This window comes from Escherichia sp. HH41S, assembly GCF_009820115.1.
Classification (GTDB): Bacteria; Pseudomonadota; Gammaproteobacteria; order Enterobacterales; family Enterobacteriaceae; genus Escherichia; species Escherichia coli_F.
On the sequence record NZ_VNXE01000098.1, the window covers coordinates 37963 to 57967 of the forward strand.

Annotated in this window: 10 protein-coding genes, 2 tRNA genes and 2 pseudogenes; 7 read left to right on the forward strand and 7 right to left on the reverse strand. The window is 48.1% G+C overall.

What is annotated here, in order from left to right; all coding sequences use genetic code 11:
- Nucleotides 1-78 precede the first annotated feature (78 nt).
- Both FQZ95_RS19375 and FQZ95_RS19380 read right to left on the reverse strand, forming a co-directional pair.
- On the reverse strand, nt 79-8067 hold the full coding sequence (locus FQZ95_RS19375; RefSeq protein ID WP_160530537.1) for an Ig-like domain-containing protein: 7989 nt from the start codon (nt 8065-8067) through the stop codon (nt 79-81).
- A 663-nt stretch (nt 8068-8730) separates the two neighbouring features.
- The gene (locus FQZ95_RS19380) at nt 8731-9609 is read right to left on the reverse strand and encodes a LysR family transcriptional regulator (RefSeq protein WP_050487865.1); all 879 of its coding nucleotides are present in this window, start codon (nt 9607-9609) and stop codon (nt 8731-8733) included.
- A 226-nt stretch (nt 9610-9835) separates the two neighbouring features.
- Between FQZ95_RS19380 and FQZ95_RS19385 the strand changes: the two genes are divergently transcribed.
- The 6 genes and pseudogenes from FQZ95_RS19385 to FQZ95_RS19410 form a co-directional block, all read left to right on the forward strand.
- Nucleotides 9836-10435 (forward strand): cysteine hydrolase, encoded by a 600-nt coding sequence (locus FQZ95_RS19385; RefSeq protein WP_160530538.1) that lies wholly within the window; start codon nt 9836-9838, stop codon nt 10433-10435.
- Nucleotides 10432-11463: a hydrogenase expression/formation protein HypE gene (gene hypE, locus FQZ95_RS19390; protein WP_000060073.1), complete on the forward strand. Its 1032-nt coding sequence runs from the start codon at nt 10432-10434 to the stop codon at nt 11461-11463. The genes FQZ95_RS19385 and hypE overlap by 4 nt, the downstream gene beginning before the upstream one ends.
- Nucleotides 11435-13819, forward strand: a complete 2385-nt coding sequence (gene hypF / locus FQZ95_RS19395; RefSeq protein WP_160530539.1) for a carbamoyltransferase HypF — start codon at nt 11435-11437, stop codon at nt 13817-13819. Before hypE ends, hypF begins: the two co-directional genes overlap by 29 nt.
- On the forward strand, nt 13812-14552 hold the full coding sequence (locus tag FQZ95_RS19400; RefSeq protein WP_160530540.1) for an HAD family hydrolase: 741 nt from the start codon (nt 13812-13814) through the stop codon (nt 14550-14552). Before hypF ends, FQZ95_RS19400 begins: the two co-directional genes overlap by 8 nt.
- Nucleotides 14552-15745, forward strand: a complete 1194-nt coding sequence (locus FQZ95_RS19405; RefSeq protein WP_088541390.1) for an MFS transporter — start codon at nt 14552-14554, stop codon at nt 15743-15745. Before FQZ95_RS19400 ends, FQZ95_RS19405 begins: the two co-directional genes overlap by 1 nt.
- Before the next feature lie 449 nt (nt 15746-16194).
- Nucleotides 16195-16332 (forward strand): annotated as a pseudogene (locus tag FQZ95_RS19410) (phage integrase N-terminal domain-containing protein); the annotation flags it as partial.
- Here FQZ95_RS19410 and FQZ95_RS19415 read toward each other — a convergent pair.
- The 3 genes and pseudogenes from FQZ95_RS19415 to mtfA all read right to left on the reverse strand — a co-directional run.
- Nucleotides 16324-16497: pseudogene (locus FQZ95_RS19415) on the reverse strand (Arm DNA-binding domain-containing protein); the annotation flags it as partial. The pseudogenes FQZ95_RS19410 and FQZ95_RS19415 overlap by 9 nt on opposite strands.
- 161 nt (nt 16498-16658) lie before the next feature.
- Nucleotides 16659-16734, reverse strand: a tRNA-Asn gene (locus tag FQZ95_RS19420).
- 100 nt (nt 16735-16834) lie between these two features.
- Nucleotides 16835-17632, reverse strand: coding sequence for a DgsA anti-repressor MtfA (mtfA, locus tag FQZ95_RS19425; protein ID WP_001302302.1), 798 nt, complete (start codon nt 17630-17632; stop codon nt 16835-16837).
- Nucleotides 17633-17725: 93 nt separating this feature from the next.
- On the opposite strand from mtfA, the gene FQZ95_RS19430 reads away from it, so the two are divergent.
- A tRNA-Ser gene (locus FQZ95_RS19430) sits at nt 17726-17815 on the forward strand.
- 569 nt (nt 17816-18384) lie between these two features.
- Here FQZ95_RS19430 and FQZ95_RS19435 read toward each other — a convergent pair.
- Nucleotides 18385-18915 (reverse strand): cytochrome b, encoded by a 531-nt coding sequence (locus FQZ95_RS19435; protein WP_160530542.1) that lies wholly within the window; start codon nt 18913-18915, stop codon nt 18385-18387.
- Between the two features lie 344 nt (nt 18916-19259).
- The gene (zinT, locus tag FQZ95_RS19440) at nt 19260-19910 is read right to left on the reverse strand and encodes a metal-binding protein ZinT (protein WP_160530543.1); all 651 of its coding nucleotides are present in this window, start codon (nt 19908-19910) and stop codon (nt 19260-19262) included.
- Between the last annotated feature and the right edge of the window lie 95 nt (nt 19911-20005).

Genomic DNA, 20005 nt, shown 5'->3' on the forward strand with positions numbered 1-20005 from the left:
CTCGACTGTCTTACGATAAACAGAGAGGGATTGTAAAGTCGAGTGCCCCTAATGGAGCACTCTATAAAAAATCAACAATCAAATGTTTTTATAACATGTCACATGAGAAAATCCAAGTTTTGCCATTACGCTTTGCTCACCTGTTGCCAGGGAAATTTCGTATTGTTCATTGGAGTTTGCGGGACTAGATGACCAATACATATCTGAATAAAAATCGGCTTCATTCATGTAATGCCCCATATCTCCCCATTCACTGTACAATGTCCCTATACCTCGGGAACGACCCTGGCTTAAAAGGCTTGCACGGGGAAGCATGTAGCCATTGCTACTGCAAAAATTTTCAGCAAGGCTGTATATCATGAAAGAATCGCCGGAGTTTACCCACCAACTCTTCACCCGGATTTCGTATATATAGCCAGGGCCTCCTGATTTTGGCGTCGCTGTAATCGTTACCCAACTGCTTCCGACATTTTTAAATGTCACTTTACCGGTAGCGTCAACATCGACCCAGGAGGCAGAGCTTGAAAACTCATAATCAGCCGCCGTTTTGCCCGGGGAAAAGTTGTCATTATTCAACTGATAATACGCCCCGGTGAATCCCTGAGAAGGGAATGAGTCTGTCGGTAGGTCAACACCATTGACTGACACTGTACCGCTCATTTTTTTACTTTGTGCGCGAGTGAATTGTATTGTGGTACTCAGATCAGCTTGATGAACACCATTCAACACGGGGATCAGCTTTGCAATACCCTCTCCACCGCCTGTAACGGTGGCTTTGTACTCGCCGGAGAAATTATTACTGTAGTCAATTGCGCTAACTTGCACATAGGGCACGTTGGTATCTGACTGCACAAATTCCATCCCTTCAGAAACATTGATCGGATTGCCTGATATATCGTGCAGAACAAGTTGCAGTTCAGCACTATCGATAAAGTCCCCTTTCAGTGATGGCCGGTTGTTCATAAGGACGGACTGCGAGGTGTCTGCTGGGCCAGCCACCAACGTTATATTAGCTGTTTGCGTTGCACCTGTGCTCGTTCCTGCACTAACAGTTACGCTCCCAGTTCGCGCACTTTTCACGGTGGTTGTCGCAAATCCGTGTTGATCGGTCACCGCTGTTAATGACCCTAATGTGGCAGAGCCACCTTTTAATGCGAAGTTCACATTGACGCCTTCGACTTGGTTACCACTGCCGTCCTCAACAGTAGCCTTCAGCGTGCTGATATCGCTGTCGTTGGCAGTGATAGTTGACGGATCAGCGCTCAGGCTGACCACATGGGCTGTGCTTTGGTTGCCAGTAACTTTCACGATTGTCTGCGCCTGAATAATTACGCCACTAGTGATAGATGCTGTAACCGTATACGTACCGACTTTATTGCTGGTCAGAACGACTTGTGCCTCCCCGGAAGGATTGGTTTTCATTGTTCCGCTACTTAACGTTGCATCTTCTGGCGTTACGCTAAAGGTAACGAGTTCATTGTTCACTGGGGCCCCATTTGGATTGGTTAGCCTTACTGTCAGAGTTGAACCTAATGGGTCATTGATGCCGATAAGTGGACTTGATGCTGTGAGTGTCAGTTTTAAATCGATTACCACCAGGTCCTTCTCATAAGAGGAGCCATTCGCCAGGGATGCTTGCACAGTATACGAACCGTATCTATTGGGCGTCATGGTGACCTCGGCTATACCCTGTGTATTCGTAGAGACCGTATCCTGACTAATGACCATGTTAAAAAATGACGGCTCTGCACTGAATGTCACAAGCTGTTCAGAAACTGGATTGCCAAACTGGTCGTCGACGTGCGCTTTAACCGCCAGGGGGGTTGCGACCATAACCTGACCTTCAGGCATTTCCAGACTGGTGATCGTCGCAGAATCAGCATCTGCTTTGACAGTCAACGTTTGCATGATGGTGTCTGTAGGTGCATTTGCCAGATTAGCCACAACAATTTTCGTCCCTGCAATGGTGCTTGTTACAAGAATTTCTGCCTTACCCTGAGCATCTGTTTCAGCGGTGGTGTTACTCAGCGTGGCGGATAAGCCGCGGAAATTGACCTTGATGCCTTCTAATGGATTGTCATAAGCGTCAGTGACACTTGCCGTCAGGGTCGCACCCTCGGTTGTGCTGGCGATTAATGAGCTTGATGATGCGGTAAAATCAGCCAGTTTAGCGGTACTCGCATCGGCAAGCAAAGTCACCGGCCTCGTATCACTGACACCATAACTGTCCACGCTGACCGTCACGGGATAGGTGCCGGACTTCGTACCGCTTAGTGTAACTTCCGCCTTGCCGTTGATGTCAGTAATGGCGGAACCGCCTTCTCCAAGAGTGAAGCTTGCACTCACATCTGCCGGTAGTGTGAATGTCACCGGCTCATTGGCTAACGGGTTGCCGTGTCCATCAGTCACCGTTGCCTGAAGTTGGGTCATCCCAACGTTATTGGCGATAAAGTTGTTCTCGGTAACGTTCAGATTAACCTGCGCTGTGAGCGTATCCGCAATAAAATTCACCACCAATTGCTCACTCTTACCGCCAGCCATCGCTGCTGTCACGGTATGTGCTCCTGCTTTTGTACCTTTCAGTGTGACTTTCGCTTTGCCTTCAGCATCAGTAACCGCTTTACCGCCATCGCTCAGCGTGAAGTTTGCCCTCACATCTTCCGGGAGCGTAAATGTTACTTCAGTGTTGGCTATCGCATTGCCCTCTGTATCTGCGACTGTTGCTGTTAATGTCGTGAGATCGTTATTGTCGGCAATCACCGGATCTTTTGAGGCTCCCAGCGTGATTTCAGCATTCGCCACGTTCGGCACATAGGTCACTGTTTGTTGTATCGAATCGCCATTGTCGAGCGTTGCCGTCACTTGATAAACCCCGGCTTTTGTAGCGGTAAAGCTTGCGTAAAAATGGCCGTAGGAGTTGGTAGTATATATAGCGTTATTACTGGGGGTCACACCTTCACTTGGCGAAACGCTGATGGTCACCTTATGTTGGGGTACACCGTTTCCGTAATTATCGTTTACCACAACATACAGATCGGTCGTGTTGCCTGCGGAGACTGTATCAGTAAGTGCTTGTAACAAGGTGATATGTGCCGTAGACGCATCAGCGTTGACATTAATTGATGTGCTAAGCGTGGAGCTACCATTTTCCAGACTGGCCTCAACGGTATCCGGCCTCCCTCCTGATTCTGTCGAGGAACGGGTATTGGTATAAGTGACGGTTGCCTTACCCTGTTCGTTCGTTACGGCTTGGCCGCCATTCGTCATTTCAGCAGAGTTTGTACTGCTGGTGAAACTCACAGTTACACCTTTCACCGGAAAGCTATTATTATCAACGACTGTCGCGGTGATGACGCTGCCGGTGCTATTCTGCGGGGTACCAGCGATTATGCTGTTTGGGACAGACGTCAACCCAATAATTTTTGCCGCAGCTGTGTCGCCAATAAAGTGCACAGTTTTGTGGTCGCTGGCACCATTATTAGCAAGTGATACAGTGACCGTCTGCTCACCAAAGGCAACGCCTACGAGAGTGGCCTGCGCGATGCCAGACTCATTGGTATTACTCTCTCCTGGGGTCAGGGTGAGGCCTGAAGAGGCTGAGCTGAATGTTACCGGAAGATTGTTCACCTCATTGTCGAACTGGTCTTTAACCGTTGCAGTTAACGTTGCACTATCGACGCCATTACCCGTGATCTCATCTTTTGACAACTGCAGGGCAACCTGAGCCGAGGCTTTGTCTGCCACAAATGTTACCGGCTGCGAATCACTGGCATTGTTATTAATCAGCGTCGCGGTAACCGTATGCGTGCCCGCTTTTTTGCCTTTGAGGGTGACATGCGCTTCGCCATTGGCCTGAGTGATGGCAATACCGTTATTTTCGAGGGTAAAGTTTGCCGCAACGTCCTGTGGCATGGTGAAGTTCACCGTTATTCCCGCCACCGGATGATTCGACGGATCTTTCACCGTTGCCGTCAGCTGCACGCTGTCGCTGTTATTCGTCACCACCTGTTGAGCAGGGATATTCAGCGTGACCTGCGCGTTGCTGGCATCGGGCGCAATATTGATTGTCTTCGAATCGCTATTGCCGTTAGGCAGTGTGGCTTCGGCTGTATGAACACCCAAAACCGTGCCCTTAAGGGTAACTTCAGCAACACCACTGTCGTTAGTGTTGCTCGTGCTCTGACTAAGTTGAGTATCTGCCGGGTAGGTACTGAAGGTGACCGGTAGATCTTTTACAACGTTATCGAAAGGATCTTTCACTGTTGCCGTGAGTAACGTCTCGTCCACGCCATTACCCGTGATTTCCACTTTCGAGGTTTGCAAGGCGACAATCGCGCTGTCCTTATCCGCCACGAATGTGACTGGTTGCGCATCGCTGGCATTATTGTTACCCAGCGTTGCGGTAACCGTATGCGTACCCGCTTTTTTGCCTTTAAGGGTGACATGTGCTTCCCCATTGGCCTGGGTAATGGCAACACCATTATTTTCAAGGGTAAAGTTTGCCGCAATGTCCTGTGGCATGGTGAAGCTCACCGTTGTTCCCGCCACGGGATGATTCAACGGATCTTTCACGATTGCCGTCAGCTGCACACTGTCGTTGTTATTCGTCACCACCTGTTGAGCAGGGATGTTCAGCGTGACCTGTGCATTGCTGATATCGGGGGTAATGTTCACCGTCTTCGTATCGCTGCTGCCGTTAGGCAATGTGGCTTCGGCTGTATGAACACCCAAAACTGCGCCCTTAAGGGTAACTTCAGCAATTCCGTTCTCATTAGTATTACGCGCGTTCAGGCTCAGTTGTGTGTCTGCGGGGGAGGTGCGGAAGGCTACTGACAGATTTTTAACCACGTTATCAAAAGGATCTTTCACTGTTGCTGTCAGCGTCGTCTCATCCACGCCATTCCCAATGATTTCCGCTTTCGATGTTTGCAGAACGACAACCGCTCTGTCTTTATCCGCCACAAACGCCATTGGCTGAGCATCGCTGACATTGCTGTTAGCCAGACGAGCCGTGATCATATGCGTGCCCGCTAACGTGCCGGTCAGGGAGGCGATTGCAATCCCGTTGCTATCCGTCATGCCTTTTCCGCTGTTGCTAATCGAGAACCGACTTGCGACGTCGTTTGGCACAGAGAAAGTGATTTCTTTATCTTTTAGTGGGTTGCCATTTTTATCCTGCAAGGTTGCCGTCAGCTGTTGAGGCGCTGTGTCGGTGACGGTGATATCACCTGAAGGCACACTGAGGGTCAGGGCAGCGGTACTTTGATCACCGATAAAGTTCACCTGTTGATTAGCCTGGGAACCAGTGCTTACAGAGGCTGTAACCGTATAATCACCATTTTTCAAACTGGTCAACGCGGCTGTGGCGATCCCGTCGTGGCTATTCACTTCGGTTTGGCTCAGTTTCGCCTCTGCTGAATTAACATTGAAGGTGACCTTGACGTCATTGAGCAGGTTGCCTTTTGCATCCCGGACTGTCGCGGTCATTGTGGCGCTGTCATTGCCGTCAGCGACCACTTCATTTTTCGACTTCTGTAGATCAACCTGCGCGGTAGTTGAGTCGCCGACAAAGCTGACGATTAATGATTGTTTCACCCCATTTTCAAGAGTGACTTCAACCGTATTGTCTTCCTGCTTGCTGCTTTTCAGATCAAAAGTCGCCAGGCCATTAGCGTCTGTTTTTGCGGTGTTTTGATTGTTGAAGGGAGTTGCCGATCCGCTTAACACCGCAAACGTGACGGTATGATCATTGATTGGGTTGCTTCCTTCATCAGCCACATTGACCGAGACGGTGTTTGCTGCATTATCATTGGCGAGTACACCATTATTGCTGGCGGATAATGTCGCAATTTTCGCTAACTGTGGGTTTACGTCGATGACAAAACCAGCGGTATGCAAATCTTCATTCCAGTTTTGCATTAATAGCTTCGCAGTAAGCCCACTGCCTTTGGTATAGGCGGTATAGGTCGCCTTGTAGACGCCTTCTGCGGTTTCTTTCCAGTCTGTAGTGACCCCTGGTTTCACGTTGTCGATGCTGACTGCGGCATTCAGTTGCTGTTTTTGCTCCTTAACAGGTTTGTCATTTTCATCTCTCAGTTCTACCGTCACTTCGATAGGATTGCCGGAGAGATAACGGTCCTTATCAATCTTAATTGACGAGTGAGTTCGGGATGACGAAACAGAAATGATATTCACCACGGCGGGGGCTTTAGCCGCATCCACACCGTTCAGCTGTGGCATCAGCGTCAGTGTGCCAGACATCGCTCCTGTGGTCAGGACTTGGGTATAGCTTCCGTCACCATTATCTTTCCAGTCAGAAAGGGTAATGTCCTGAACACCTTCATGACGCGTCGAGAGCACCAGCCCGATAACAGGATTACCAGCTGCATCATGAGCAATAAAAGTCAGTGTGGCGGTTGAATGGGAATCCGCACTCAATGTTTGGGTACTTAACGATACCGAGGAATCTTTCTGGCTTAGCGCAGGTGCCTGAACGACCACCATGCTTTGTTCACGATTCGACAAATTGCCTTTGACGTCTTCAGCGGTAACTTCAATCGGCCAGGTGTTATCGGTTTCTGGCGTACTGGTGAACCGGTAACCAGGCAGGGTAACCAGAATATCTTTACCCGTTGTGACCACTTTACCACCGGCAGCTTCCAGAGCGGTGGCTTCGACGTTATAGCCTTTCAGGGCATATTTGGTTTGTAGCGACGAAACCAGTGATTTCACTTCTCCTGACTTCCCTGTCACGGGGTCTGTCAGGGTCAGGCGAACCAGTTCTTTTTTGCGATATTCCAGAACGATGTTGTTGTTGCGATCCACCAGATCATAACGGCTGCCTGCAAGGCTACGCCGTGCAGCGACTTCGTTCGGGTCAAGCTGTTTCTGCATTGCGCTGCCAGGTTGCCAGGTAAAATCGACGGCAAAACGGGTGTCATTTTCGCCCTGTTTACCCTGGCGTTGCTCCGCGCTGAAGGTCATCAGCGGGAAGGGGGTATAGTTAAGTCCAGCGGTTATGGCATGAGGATTACTTTGCCGATCGTCTTTATCGAACAGGGCCACTTCATCGCCATAATACTGTTCATAGACCAGTTTACCGCCAAGGTGCGGCCAGGCGGGTAACCAGCCTTCTGCGCGTACATCCCAGCCATTGGCCGGGCGTGCTTCATAATCGTTGTCCAGTTCAGGTGCGCTGCGCCAGTTGGTCAGTCGCAAATAGCCGTTACTGCTTAATTTAAGATAGTCGCGCCAGTACTCCGCGCCAATGCCGGCGCGGGAGTGGTAACGGCTAAGATCGTGGTCGAAAAAGAAGTTGATGCCCGACATCCATGTGGGAGTGAAATGACGCCAACCCAAGCCGTTGTTAATCTGCGTACGCTCGTCAGTACGGTGGAGAGTATGCTGGCTGAAAAAGAGATTATCAGGCGTTTCATACCATGGATGGAGAAAATCGAACTGGGAATTCTTCAGGCTAAAATCTTCATCCACGCCCAGCGTGATTCTTGCGGTGCCGAAGCGGCTTAACCAGTCTGTCATTGCGCCAGATGCCTGAGAAGAGGCCCATCCACGCGCCATATTGGCCGCTTGCTCGCTGTTCATATCTTCGGCGAGCAGAGACCCGATTTGCTGTGAAGTACTGGCTATCTGTTGCTCAAGGTTGTCACTGCTATTACGCGGCGACGGGGTTAAATTTTTTTCACTAACTTGTGCCGGGACATCCAGTTCATCACCCTGGCGGACATTATCAAAACCTCGAGCAAACGTACGAAACTGGTTGAGTTTGCGTAACTCAGCCAACGAAATACCGAAACGTTCGGCAACGCTTTGGGCCGATTCGAGCGCTCCAAGGGTGTAGGGCACCGTATTGGTATTTGCAATGGCGATTTGTGCAGGAACTGGTTGTTGGGTTGCGGCGTTTACCACACCTTGTGCTGCCGCAGTCATAGGGAACACAAGTTGAGTTGCCAGGCAGATACCCGCAGTTAAGCGGCGTAGTTTAATACCCATCCCGCATAAGATTTGCCGATCATTTATTTCTTCTCCACTTCTCTTTTTCGTAGCCATGCTTACCTTCCCTGAACGAGCTAACATAAATGCGCCCTTTCTAGCACAGCGAAAAAATATAAATCCTGATAGCAATATGATTGAAAATTAATAACTTTTCGTTAAGCAGTTTTGGGTGTGAGTTGCAAGAGGGGAGACTACTGAATTACTCAAGTTTTATAATCGAGGGGAAAATGGTGATGGTGTCCATAGCAAAACGCCCTCAACCATAAAGATCGAGGGCGCTTAAGATGTCAAAAACCCGCTATCCGTTAAAAAGCAATGCTCAACTAAGGTCAGTGACATTGCGCTAAAAAGCGAATTTTTAGAATTTGGCTCCTCTGACTGGGATCGCCATTGCCAATAAATAGCTGATTGATAAGCTAAAACAAAAAATTGGGTTTATCAAGACCACCAGATTGGCCACCATTTTAAAGTAACATTTGAAGTTTACTCAGTAGCTCCTTTAGCTTCACTTACAATCAATTAACCTGTGAAGATAGCTGTACCTACAATCGCAATAACTTATTACAGATCCGACGACAAACATCACCTGTTATCCACTCTGGCACTACCGTGCATGATAATCAATAAGTCGGGTGCTGGCTTGCAAGGCAATTGCGTTGTAATGTACCAAATCCCAGTTCGCCTTCACTCTAAAATGCCCCGACGTTTCGAACGCGTTTACGGTAAATAATGCGTGACAATCTGCAGGAACTCATCCCGCATCTGGTTGTCGATTTTCGGATTCCATGCCACACCAATGTTCCATATGATCTGCTTTCCCCACAGAGTAATCAGCTTGACTCCTACAGGTAAAAAATTCTCGACGCTGGCGGGTAGCAGCGCGAGACCATTCCCTCCGGCTATCAATGCTAGCAGGGAATGAATATCATTCGTCGCAGAGATTGGCTCAATGATGAGTTCATTATCCCGCAGGAACGCAGTCGTTTGCTCCGCCAGACAAGGGCTGACCGCTGGATCCATGCATAAAATCGGATAGATTGCCAGCGTACGCTGGAGATCGGTGGGATCAATATCGACGGCTACCGGGACAGCCAACACCAGATTTTCTTTATTTATTAAGCGAGAGGCCAATAATTCTGTTACCGGCATACGAACAAAACCAGCATGCAGTTCACCTTCCATCAACATCCTGGCTTGTACGCTGGAGGCAATTTGGCTGATAACAACGTCGCAGTCGGGAAATTTCTGGCGAAAAGTGTTAATCCAAACTGGTGTGCTTTTAAACGAAGATATACCAAATCCGAGCACCAGTTTACCCGTACTCCCCTTTTGGATTTCTCTGGCGTAGGTTAAAAAATCGTGGTGGGATTTCAGCAACTCATAAGCTTTAGCAAACAACTGCCTGCCAACCATCGTCAACACTGCCCCGTGGCGACCACGCAGGAAAAGCTGCCCTCCGGTCTTCTGTTCGAGCATCCTGATCTGCTTTGAAAGCGCAGGTTGTGTCAGAAATAAAGCTTCTGCAGCTTTATTGTAGTTTCCCTTTTCCGCCAGTGTCACAAATGCACGCAGCAGCCTTATATCTATTCCTGACATTTATTGAATCCTGAAAAATTGGAATTATACAAATACTCGCAACAGATGACATGATGCGTAAAATGATTTACGCCGAGATCCCCTTGGTTTGTCAAACTCAGAAACGCCATACCTGCTGCTCTTGGTTCTATTTAGCACTCACTAATGCGCAGGTTATTTATAAAAATTGACCTCATAAATCATTCAAAAAAATTCATTATATAAATACAATAAGGATTAAATATTTATGCCAAATATTGCCGTTCTCACTAATGACCTGCAGTATGAGTTTACCTACAAAATAACACGCTCTCCAGAAATTCTGGCGCAAAAACTCGTCCAGTTTAATCAGTTTCTCGATGGCATTCGCGCTCTGGATCAATCCATTATCCACCTGCAACTTATCAACGATCCTAATGACCCGGCGGTACAAAAGCGCTATCGCAACCGCGAAGCGGGCATTCCTGCACTAGCTGGTCGCCCGGAAAACCAGATTATCGATAAAGTATACCGCCCCACAGATCTGGTTGTAGTCAAGGGCAGAGACAGCGGTTTTTTTAATAACGATCTCGACGAAATCCTCCAGCAACTCGGGGTAAAAACCGTAATCGTTACCGGGTTGCAAACTCATGCTTGCGTGCAGACTACTGCAGCAGATGCCTTCTTTCGCGGCTATAACGTCTGGGTACCGGACGACTGCGTGTTCGCGCCTTCGTCCGAAGATACAGAGCGTGCACTCGAGTGGCTTGCCAGCTATTGCGCAACTGTAGCACCTTCTGCGGAAATTTTATCAATATTGCAAAAACAGAACGATCTGCCTGAGCGCGGCGAAAGGGAAGCATCATGAGCTTAACCCAGACGCTAAATCATGAAGAGGTCGTTGTACTGGATCATGGCACCGGGGCGAAATTAAGCCGCGAGTTGGTTGAAAAAATTGCTAGCATTCTCGGTGACACCTATCTGGGCGTGATGGAAGATAGCGCGGTGCTGGGGTTATCCACCAGGCGAATTGCCTTCACCACCGACTCCTTTGTTGCCACGCCGCTGATTTTCGGCAACGGTGATATTGGCAAAATCGCCGTCTGCGGCACCGTTAACGATCTCGCTGTCAGTGGGGCTCGTCCCCTTTACATCACACTCAGTCTTATTATTGAGGAAGGTATGCCGATGGCTGATCTGGTCAGAATCATCGAGTCCGTACGTGAAACGGCTCGTGAGGCAGAGGTCAAGATTGTCGCCGGTGATACCAAGGTCGTAGGCAAAGGTGAAGCAGATCGGCTGTTTATCAATACTGCTGGCATCGGCGTGTTTGAACATCCGCCAGTCTCAGTTAAGAACGTGCGTCCGGGGCAGAAAATAATCCTGAGCGGATATATCGGCAATCACTCGATTCACCTGCTGTCGATGCGGGAAGGATTGGGGTTCGAGCGAAATATTCTTAGTGATTGCGCACCGCTGAACCACATTATTGACAAACTCATCAGCAACATCCCTGAAGGCAAAATAGCGTCAATGCGAGACGTTACGCGCGGTGGGCTGTCCGCTGTTTTACACGAACATGCGCGCGCAACAAATTATCAGATTCATTTCGACCAGCCATCTTTGCCCATACAGCCGGAAACCGCCATGGCAGCTAATATGCTGGGTGTTGACGTCATTAATCTCGCTAATGAAGGTTGTTTATGCCTGTTTGTTGAACCTGAGTATGCTCAGAAGGTACTACATTTGCTGCAGGAGCATCCTGTCGGCAAGCACGCGACAATTATCGGCGAGATCACCGCTGTCTCGGGTACTGAAGTCTATATGATTGAAGCTGATGGAACACACACAGAAGTCGAGGAATTATATGGCGCAGAATTACCCAGACTCTGTTGAGCTTCACGAGACGCCGGAAACCCGGCGTTACCGCATCTGTGGGGTCGTTCAGGGCGTTGGATTTCGTCCCTTTGTTCACCGACTGGCCCGCACCTATGGTGCCACCGGCTGGGTGTTAAACGATTCAGAAGGCGTGTTGCTTGAGCTGCAGGCATCCGGCACGGTTATTGCCAGAATCTTGGACAAACTGGTGACCGAGGCACCACCACTGGCAAAAATCATCAGTACGCAGGAAGTTAGCCCAACGGATACCAGAGCGCACTATGAAACGTTCAGCATCCGTAAAAGCTGCGATCATACCAGCATGGACACGATTATCCCGCCAGATACCAACGTCTGCAGCGATTGCCTGCGCGAGATAAGCGATCCTGATAATCATCGTTATCGTTATCGTTACGCTTTCACCAATTGCACCAATTGTGGGCCGCGCTATTCCATTATTCTTGGTATGCCTTACGATCGTGCCCAGAGCACTATGCGTAAATTCCCTTTATGTCCAACCTGTGAGCGTGAATACAACGATATTGAGGATCGACGCTATCATGCCCAGCCCAATGCCTGCCCAGTTTGCGGCCCACAGTTGCAACTTACCGATCGACAGGGCACATCCGTTCACACAGATGATATTGTCAAATTTGCCATTACGAAACTAAAAGAAGGCGGAATTCTTGCAATAAAGAGCCTTGGTGGCTTTCATCTCGTGGCCGATGCTTGCAATGAGAATGCTGTCAATGAACTTCGGCAACGCAAGCGAAGAGACGCCAAACCTTTTGCAGTGATGGTCGCGGATGTGGAAAGCGCGTCGCGTATTGCTTTCATCCCCCCCTGTAATCACAAATTGCTGGAAAGCCCGCAGCGTCCCATTGTCTTGTTGTATAAGCGCAACGTCCTGCTGGCGAGTACCGTTGCGCCACATAATCCGAACATCGGTGTAATGCTGCCTTCAACGCCGCTTCAGCATTTATTGCTGGAAGACCCGTCTCTGCCGATCCTGATTATGACCAGCGGTAATATTTCCGGTCATCCGATCGTCTTTGACAACGACATGGCAATTAAGCAACTCGGGAAAATCGCGGATTACTTCATTCTGAATAATCGCGATATTCATACGCGTGTTGACGATTCGGTGGTCCGCACGGTGTTTCGCAACGACGCCATTACCTCGCAGCTATCGTTTTTGCGCCGCTCCCGCGGTTACGCGCCATACCCTATTCATCTACCTTACGCAGTGGATTCCGTTATCGCGCTCGGGGCGGAGCTAAAAAACACGATCAGCATCGGCAAAGGAAAACAGGTTTTTCTGAGCCAGCATATTGGCGATCTTAAGAATAACGTGACTTTTAAATCACATATCGAATGTATTGATCATCTTCAAAACCTGCTGAACGTGAAGGCAAATGTCGTGGCCTGCGATTTGCATCCCTCTTTCCGCTCTACCCGGCATGCGCTGGAGAATTTAGAGCATCAGGTCGTTCAGGTTCAACACCATCACGCGCATATGGCATCCTGCATGGCGGAAAATGGCCTGTCAGGTACTACTCTAGGCGTAATTTTTGACGGTACAGGATATGGCACCGACGGCACCATTTGGGGCGGTGAGTTTCTCGTTGGTGATTTCGAAAAATTCGAGCGTGCAGGATGCTTGCGTTCAATGACCCTGCCCGGAGGCGATCGGGCAGTTAAAGAGCCGCTGCGCGTCGGCATCTCCTTACTGGTGGAAACCTTCGGCGAAGATATCAGTACGCTCGCAGTACCAGGCTTGCAGGCGCTCCAGCCTCAGCAGCGCGATATATTCAGTAAAATGGCGACCAGAAAAATCAACACCACCACGACCAGCAGCATGGGCAGACTATTTGACGGCATCGCCGCGCTGATGGGCGTTTGCACTCAGGTGGAGTACGAAGCCCAGGCGGCCATTGAACTGGAAGCGCTGCTGCAGTGTAAACTTCATATGACGGCTCCGTTCAGCTACATCATTGCCGATGTCGAGAATAAGCTCGAGGTGGATTATCGCCCGATGATAAGGGAACTGGTGCAATGCTTCAGCCAGCCCGGTTTTGATATGGCCGAACTAAGTCGGCGCTTTCACTCTACCATCGTCGACATGATTTGCGAGGTCTGTAAACGTCTGGTGGCACGCTCAGGCACGCAACAAATTGTCCTGAGCGGCGGCGTGTTCTGCAATGAATTCATCCTCGTTAATTCTCTTAACAGTCTGGAGTCTTGTGGATTCCGGCCTTACAGCCATCAGTTAGTTCCGACTAACGATGGTGGTATTTCATTGGGGCAAGTGGTTATTGCTACCGCATACACTCGCGCAACGCGCAATAAAAATCTGGAGAGAGAAAATGCATAGTTCTGCGAACCGTATTGCCGCTGTTTTATTCGATATGGATGGTGTCCTTATTGATTCCAATGCGGTGATTGAGCGCGGCTGGGCTGAAGGCGCACAGATGTTTGGCAAGACGCTAACGGAAGAGGATATCGTCAGGCATATTCACGGACAGCCCGGCCCGCATACCATTCGCGCCCTGTTCAGCGACCTTTCCCTGGAAGATCAAAAGAAGGTCCAGTCACATATCATCCACGTTGAAAATACCGCTGATTACGACCCGATCCCTGGAGTTAGCGAACTTATCCAGGCGTTGCATAAGGCTGGCATAAGTGTGGGGATTGTCACTAGCGGCTGGCGGTCGAAAATCGATCGTATTATGGAGATGCTGAAAATCACGCCCTGCATTTCAGTGATTGTCGAACGTGATGATGTCGTGCGCGGCAAGCCTTATCCCGATCCTTATCTGCTTGCCGCAGAGCGGTTTCATCTTGCACCGTCCAGAACACTGGTCTTTGAGGATTCAAGAAGCGGCGTAACATCTGCTGTTACAGCAGGCGCAATTTGTGTTGGCATCGGTACAGACAGTCTGAAAGAGTGCGGTGCCGTGCTTGCAATTACAGATTTTCGTAATGTGAAAATCATTCCACAGACAGGCGAAAAAGTAGTGATCGCCTTTACCCCAGAGCACCAGATGGAGATGGAAACTCAGAGCTCTCGTAAGAAAACATCCTGTACCACAAGAGAAGAGTGCTGATGAATATCACACAGAAGGGACGTTGGGCTGTCACTATGCTATTTTTCATCAACGGCTTCGTCACCGGAGGTTGGGCTGTGCAAATTGCACAGCTTGTACCGCGCTTTGGCGTGACCGACAAAGTGATCGGCCATTTAATTCTGATCTTCGGATTCGGTGCACTAACCATGATGCCCATATCAGGCATTCTGATGGAAAAGATGGGGACACAAATCGTAACGCGTATTTTTGCCCTTGCAGCCTCCCTGGCATTAATTCCGGTTGGTTTAGCCACCACCCCATTAGTGTTGATGCCAGCTTTATTTGTTCTTGGTGCGATGATTGGTGCCATGAATGTAGCGATGAACTCGAATGCCGTGGCGGTGGAGAGATCACTCTCACAAGCGATTTTATCCTCCTGCCATTGCTTCTGGAGTATCGGCCTATTTGCGGCGGGCTCGATAGGCGGCCATCTTGTTAAACAATTTGGCTTTTTGACGCATATCTTTTTTATTAGTGCCGTGGCCTTAATACTGACGCTGATTATCGCTCCGGCCATTTTTAAAGACATACAGACGGTTAAATCCACCAGCAGACAGACCACCCGGTTGCCTCGTTCTCCGGCGATTTATCTGATTGGATTGATGGCTTTTCTGGCCATGATCCCTGAATGCGCTGTTGTTGACTGGTCGTCACGCTATTTGATTAAAAATCTCAATGCAAAAACAGAAATCGCCAGCCTTGCCTTCGCCTGCTTTGCTGTAGCAATGGCCTTGTTTCGCTTTATGGGTGACGTGATCCGCAACCGCTTCGGCGCAATATTAATTATACGAGTCTCCAGCTTATTGGCAGGCGCTAGCCTATTGTTGAGCGCGCTGGCACACAATCCCTGGCAGGCGATCTGCGCATTTACCTTAGCGGGAATCGGCATCGCCAACCTTGTGCCCATTATCTTTTCCGCGGCGGGAAATCAGCCCAATATTTCCACCAACACAGGAATGAGCATTGCCACAACCATTGGGTATTTAGGTACGCTGATGGCCCCTGCGCCTATTGGTTATATTGCGGAAATAACCGGTTTTCCAGTGGTTTATTGCGGACTAGCATTCATGTCGGGAATTATCTTTTTGCTGGCACCACTGGTTCGGGGGGCAGAAATCTCCGTACAGCGGCAGCGAGCCTCAAACAAACACCAGAATACCGGAGCGTTGTAATTTCTGCCTGGCGAATACTGTGAAACGTTGACGCAGATTTTACTTTCCTGCGTATTGTCATCACAGGCCGTACAGACAGTGCGCGGTCTGTTGGCTGATCTGCCTGGCATTTTTCTGATGAACTGAGGGCGTCCTGCGGATACGTATCGCCAGGGGCGTGAAACTAATTGATGAGATGGCGGTATGATGCCGGCGGACTAGCATATCTGCCTTTCGCCGCCTGACATGTCCTTTGGGGCCGCTGTCAGTTCAGAGTAAAGGAGAAAAAGATCGATACCGAGGGGGGCACGACGCCCCGGAGACACCCCTGTTTCGTCAGACAGTCTGTACCGCGTACAGCCTGAAACTCCCTAAACCTCAACAAACTGCCACTTCGACGTGAAGGTATCGTTCTGGCGCAGCCAAAAAGCACATGCCGGAGACTGTTTTTTTGGTTGTAGAGGGTAGTCATGAGCAAATTAAGTAGTGAAATGAAGGCACTGACGAAGAAAGCAGGCGGCAGCTTCAAAACGGTAAATGACCGTATCCATATTACAAAACGGTTCAGTGAGCATTTACGCGAACTGAACATCCAGACCCAGCGGGTATGCGCCAAGACTGACTCTGGATTCTTTTCCGTTGAAACGATATTTGAGATACCAGATGCGTGAACCGCCCGGATTGACGAGCAGATACAGACCGTGAGAATCGGAGAGTTTTACCGGACGGGAAGAGGTTTTTAACTTGCGGATTTTAGAATCGTTTAAAGACATTTGGGGGTCACTCCAGAATCGAACCAAACTGACCCCAGATCTGACCACCAAATTATCCCGATGCGGAGAGAAAACCAGATACGCACCGGGGAGGATTTTCACGCTAACTTACTGAATCGTAAACAAATAGAGATGTACAGATAAGCATGAAAACTTGAATTTGGCTCCTCTGACTGGACTCGAACCAGTGACATACGGATTAACAGTCCGCCGTTCTACCGACTGAACTACAGAGGAATCGTGTGAACGGGGCGCATGTTACTTAGCGGTACCTTGTCTGTCAACACTAAATTTCATAAGTCATTTCAATTGGTTAATTAATCTGCAAAGTTGTTAATTAATGAACATTCGTCGCCGAAAACGAGTCTGTATCATTAGCGTGATGCAGTCTCTGCAAAGGATCTTGTTGATAAAATTGGCAGAAACGTTGCCACAATGAAGGGAAACGAGGAGCAAAAAGTTCTGGGGCGCTAAAGAAATATTCAGAAAGTACAGCAAAACACTCAGCAGGATCACTGGCAGCATAAGCATCAATGCTCGCCGCATTCTCGCCAACCAATTCGATCTCTTCCTGAATGTTGTTCATTGCAGCATGAAGATCGTGTTCCCAGCCAGCAACCTCACGCAACGGAATAAAGGGAACTCCGCTGGCGCGATCGCCGTTACGGGTGTCCAGCTTATGAGCGACTTCATGAATAATCAGGTTAAAACCAGAAGCATCAAACGAATCTTGTATATCCAACCAGTTCAAAACGATTGGCCCTTGCTGCCAGCTCTGACCTGACTGAACAATACGTTGGTTATGCACTAAACCGATATCGTCTTCCCACTCATCATCGACTACAAATGGCGCAGGGTAAATTAAGACTTCATGAAAACCATCCAGCCATTCTAGCCCTAACTCCAGAACGGGCAGGCAAAATAGAAGGGCTATCCGGCAGCTTCTTAATGAATCCAGCTCAAAGCCCTGTAAGGGAACAAGCCGTTTTTGCTGTAAAAAACGTTCGGCAAGAGTGACTAATTTGCTTTGTTCCTGTTCCGTCAGACACGTTAAAAGGGGAATCGATAGTGCTTCCTGCCAGGGAAGGGCAGTTTGATGTGCTGATTCTTGTACTTTCCAGGGCCACTTAATCATCGTTTTGCTCGCAAACTCGTCACTTGAACAAAATTGCACGGACAGGGACTGTTAAAATGCCAAATTTCCTGGCATCATGGCAACCATCTGAACGGAGAGATGCCGGAGCGGCTGAACGGACCGGTCTCGAAAACCGGAGTAGGGGCAACTCTACCGGGGGTTCAAATCCCCCTCTCTCCGCCACTTTATCAATGACTTATCTCCCGACTTCCCGCCTTGCTTTTCCTAAACAGAACAATCGTAGAATATTCTTGAAGGGTTAGATCGTCACTGTTTTCTGTTCGATACTGTGACATTCAGCACTTGATTAGCTGTTGATCTGACAGGAAGCTTTCGAGCGAAAATGTGCAGTTATTCAGTCGTTTTCTTATCGCTCACCATTATTCTTTTAGACATTCATCCTATGAAACTGCCGCAAAGTTGGTGGTGGGAACTGAAGTTGCGTAGAGAAGGGGTCAATAATTGAGCCAAAAAAGGAACGCGGCCGTCAGATTAAAGCCGCGGGACAAGGTCCATAATTTCCAAGAGTTGTTGAATTTCCCAGCTTTTTTGAAAGCCTTTGTATCATACTAACAAGTAAAAAAGGTTTAAATACCAAAATTAACCTGTATTTTTGATAAGTCTTACCATTGTACGATTTACACAGTTTCGGCTCCTCCTTGTTGATAGTGGAAAGGGTGCATTGTGCACTTGCGTAAACATTTATGACGCGTTGATGTCCATGGTTCACATTTCCTTGTCAGGGGATCGACTTATTTGCGGCGAGGCATCATTCGTAACAGAGTATTATCTTTCTGAATGTAATGATGAAAGAGCGCTGCGCCAGCGTGGGCTGCGATTAAAAAGTAACCTATGTGCGCCCAGGTTTCGTGAATATTTTTTATCAATGCTTTAATTTCACTGTTTGGGGTAACAAAAGGCGGCACATTGAAACCAAGGAAACTCCACGATTTTCCACTATAAGCCATTAAAGCAATCCCCAACAGTGGAAGCGCAAGGAAGGTTATATAAAGCATGATGTGCATTAGCGAAGCCGCTTTCATTTGCCAGGCAGGTGGCGGTGGCACAATAGAGGGATCACTATAACGGTGTTTTATTATAAGACGTGAAAACATTAACACCCAAACGAAGATACCCGCATTGTAATGTGTTTCACGCATCAACAGATAAGCATTACTACCTTTGGGAAACCAGCCACGGAGTTCCATTGCGGCATAAGTGATTGCAATGAAAAGCAGCGTTATCCAATGTAAATAAATTTGAGTTTTTGAGAATCGATTCATTTTTATAGCTCCTGTAATTTTCACAGTCAAGCTATCCCACGAACCTTAAAAATACCTTATACAGATGTGGTTTTAAGAATTTGTTATTTAAAAAATTGAAAAGGGTAAATTGTGAACAGTCAATATAAGCAATTGCCTGCGCCCAGTTATCTTACGCTGTTGGCAGTATTGTATATGGAGTCCGTTATTGATTAACCCTATGAGGGCTTGCTTATTAAGATGCAGACACGTCATAGCGATGAGCGTGTCTGCAGCTACCTTGCATTCAGTGGCGTTTGTGGATGGACCTGTGGTTGCTATGATAACTTAATAAAAACGGCATCGAGACGCTATTCATGGAAGACTCAATGAGACATCATCTCCTCGACCACTTCTTCGCTACTCAACTGATAGGGATAATACGTTGGCCAGTTTTCCATTTCATTCAATAAAGATTGCTGTGAATCATTACCCATAAAAATGTGAAAATGAGATGATTTTCGTGGTGCAATTATATGATCGCTAAATTGTATATATTTAGGGGCTTTGCTTTTAGGATCTTTACATTCGAATAAGTAACGAACGCCTTTCTTGCCTGATTTATAGGTGAGTATTTTGTATCCATCGTAATCATATTTACAGGATGTTGTTGAATTATTTCTATGGAATTCAACAATGCCGTCCTCAATGCCAATCATTTCGATATCTGTCGCGTAGCCTTTCTGATAATAATCTTTAACTTCTGCGAATGTTTTGGTTTTATCTGCATTCGCTTTCTTTCGAAAGACAGGGTCAAGCTTGCCATTTTGCAGTAAGGGATAAACGGATTGCCACACTCCATCCCAATCACTGAGCGTTCGATTTTGTACATTGGCATCATCAAAAACACCATTAGCCGCTTTTTGTTCGATCTCTGTTAAGGGTTTGCCGTGTGAGTGATGACCATGCGAAAAGGCAGGACCGCTAACAATAAATACACCTAAAGCAATAGCCATTTTATGAAGACGAATCGCCAAAACAGTTTCCTCCAGAGTTATTGTACATGATGTGTTATGTTATATTGTAACACATAGCAAAATGCAACAACTCTTGGGAGACGAGTGCATAGTGT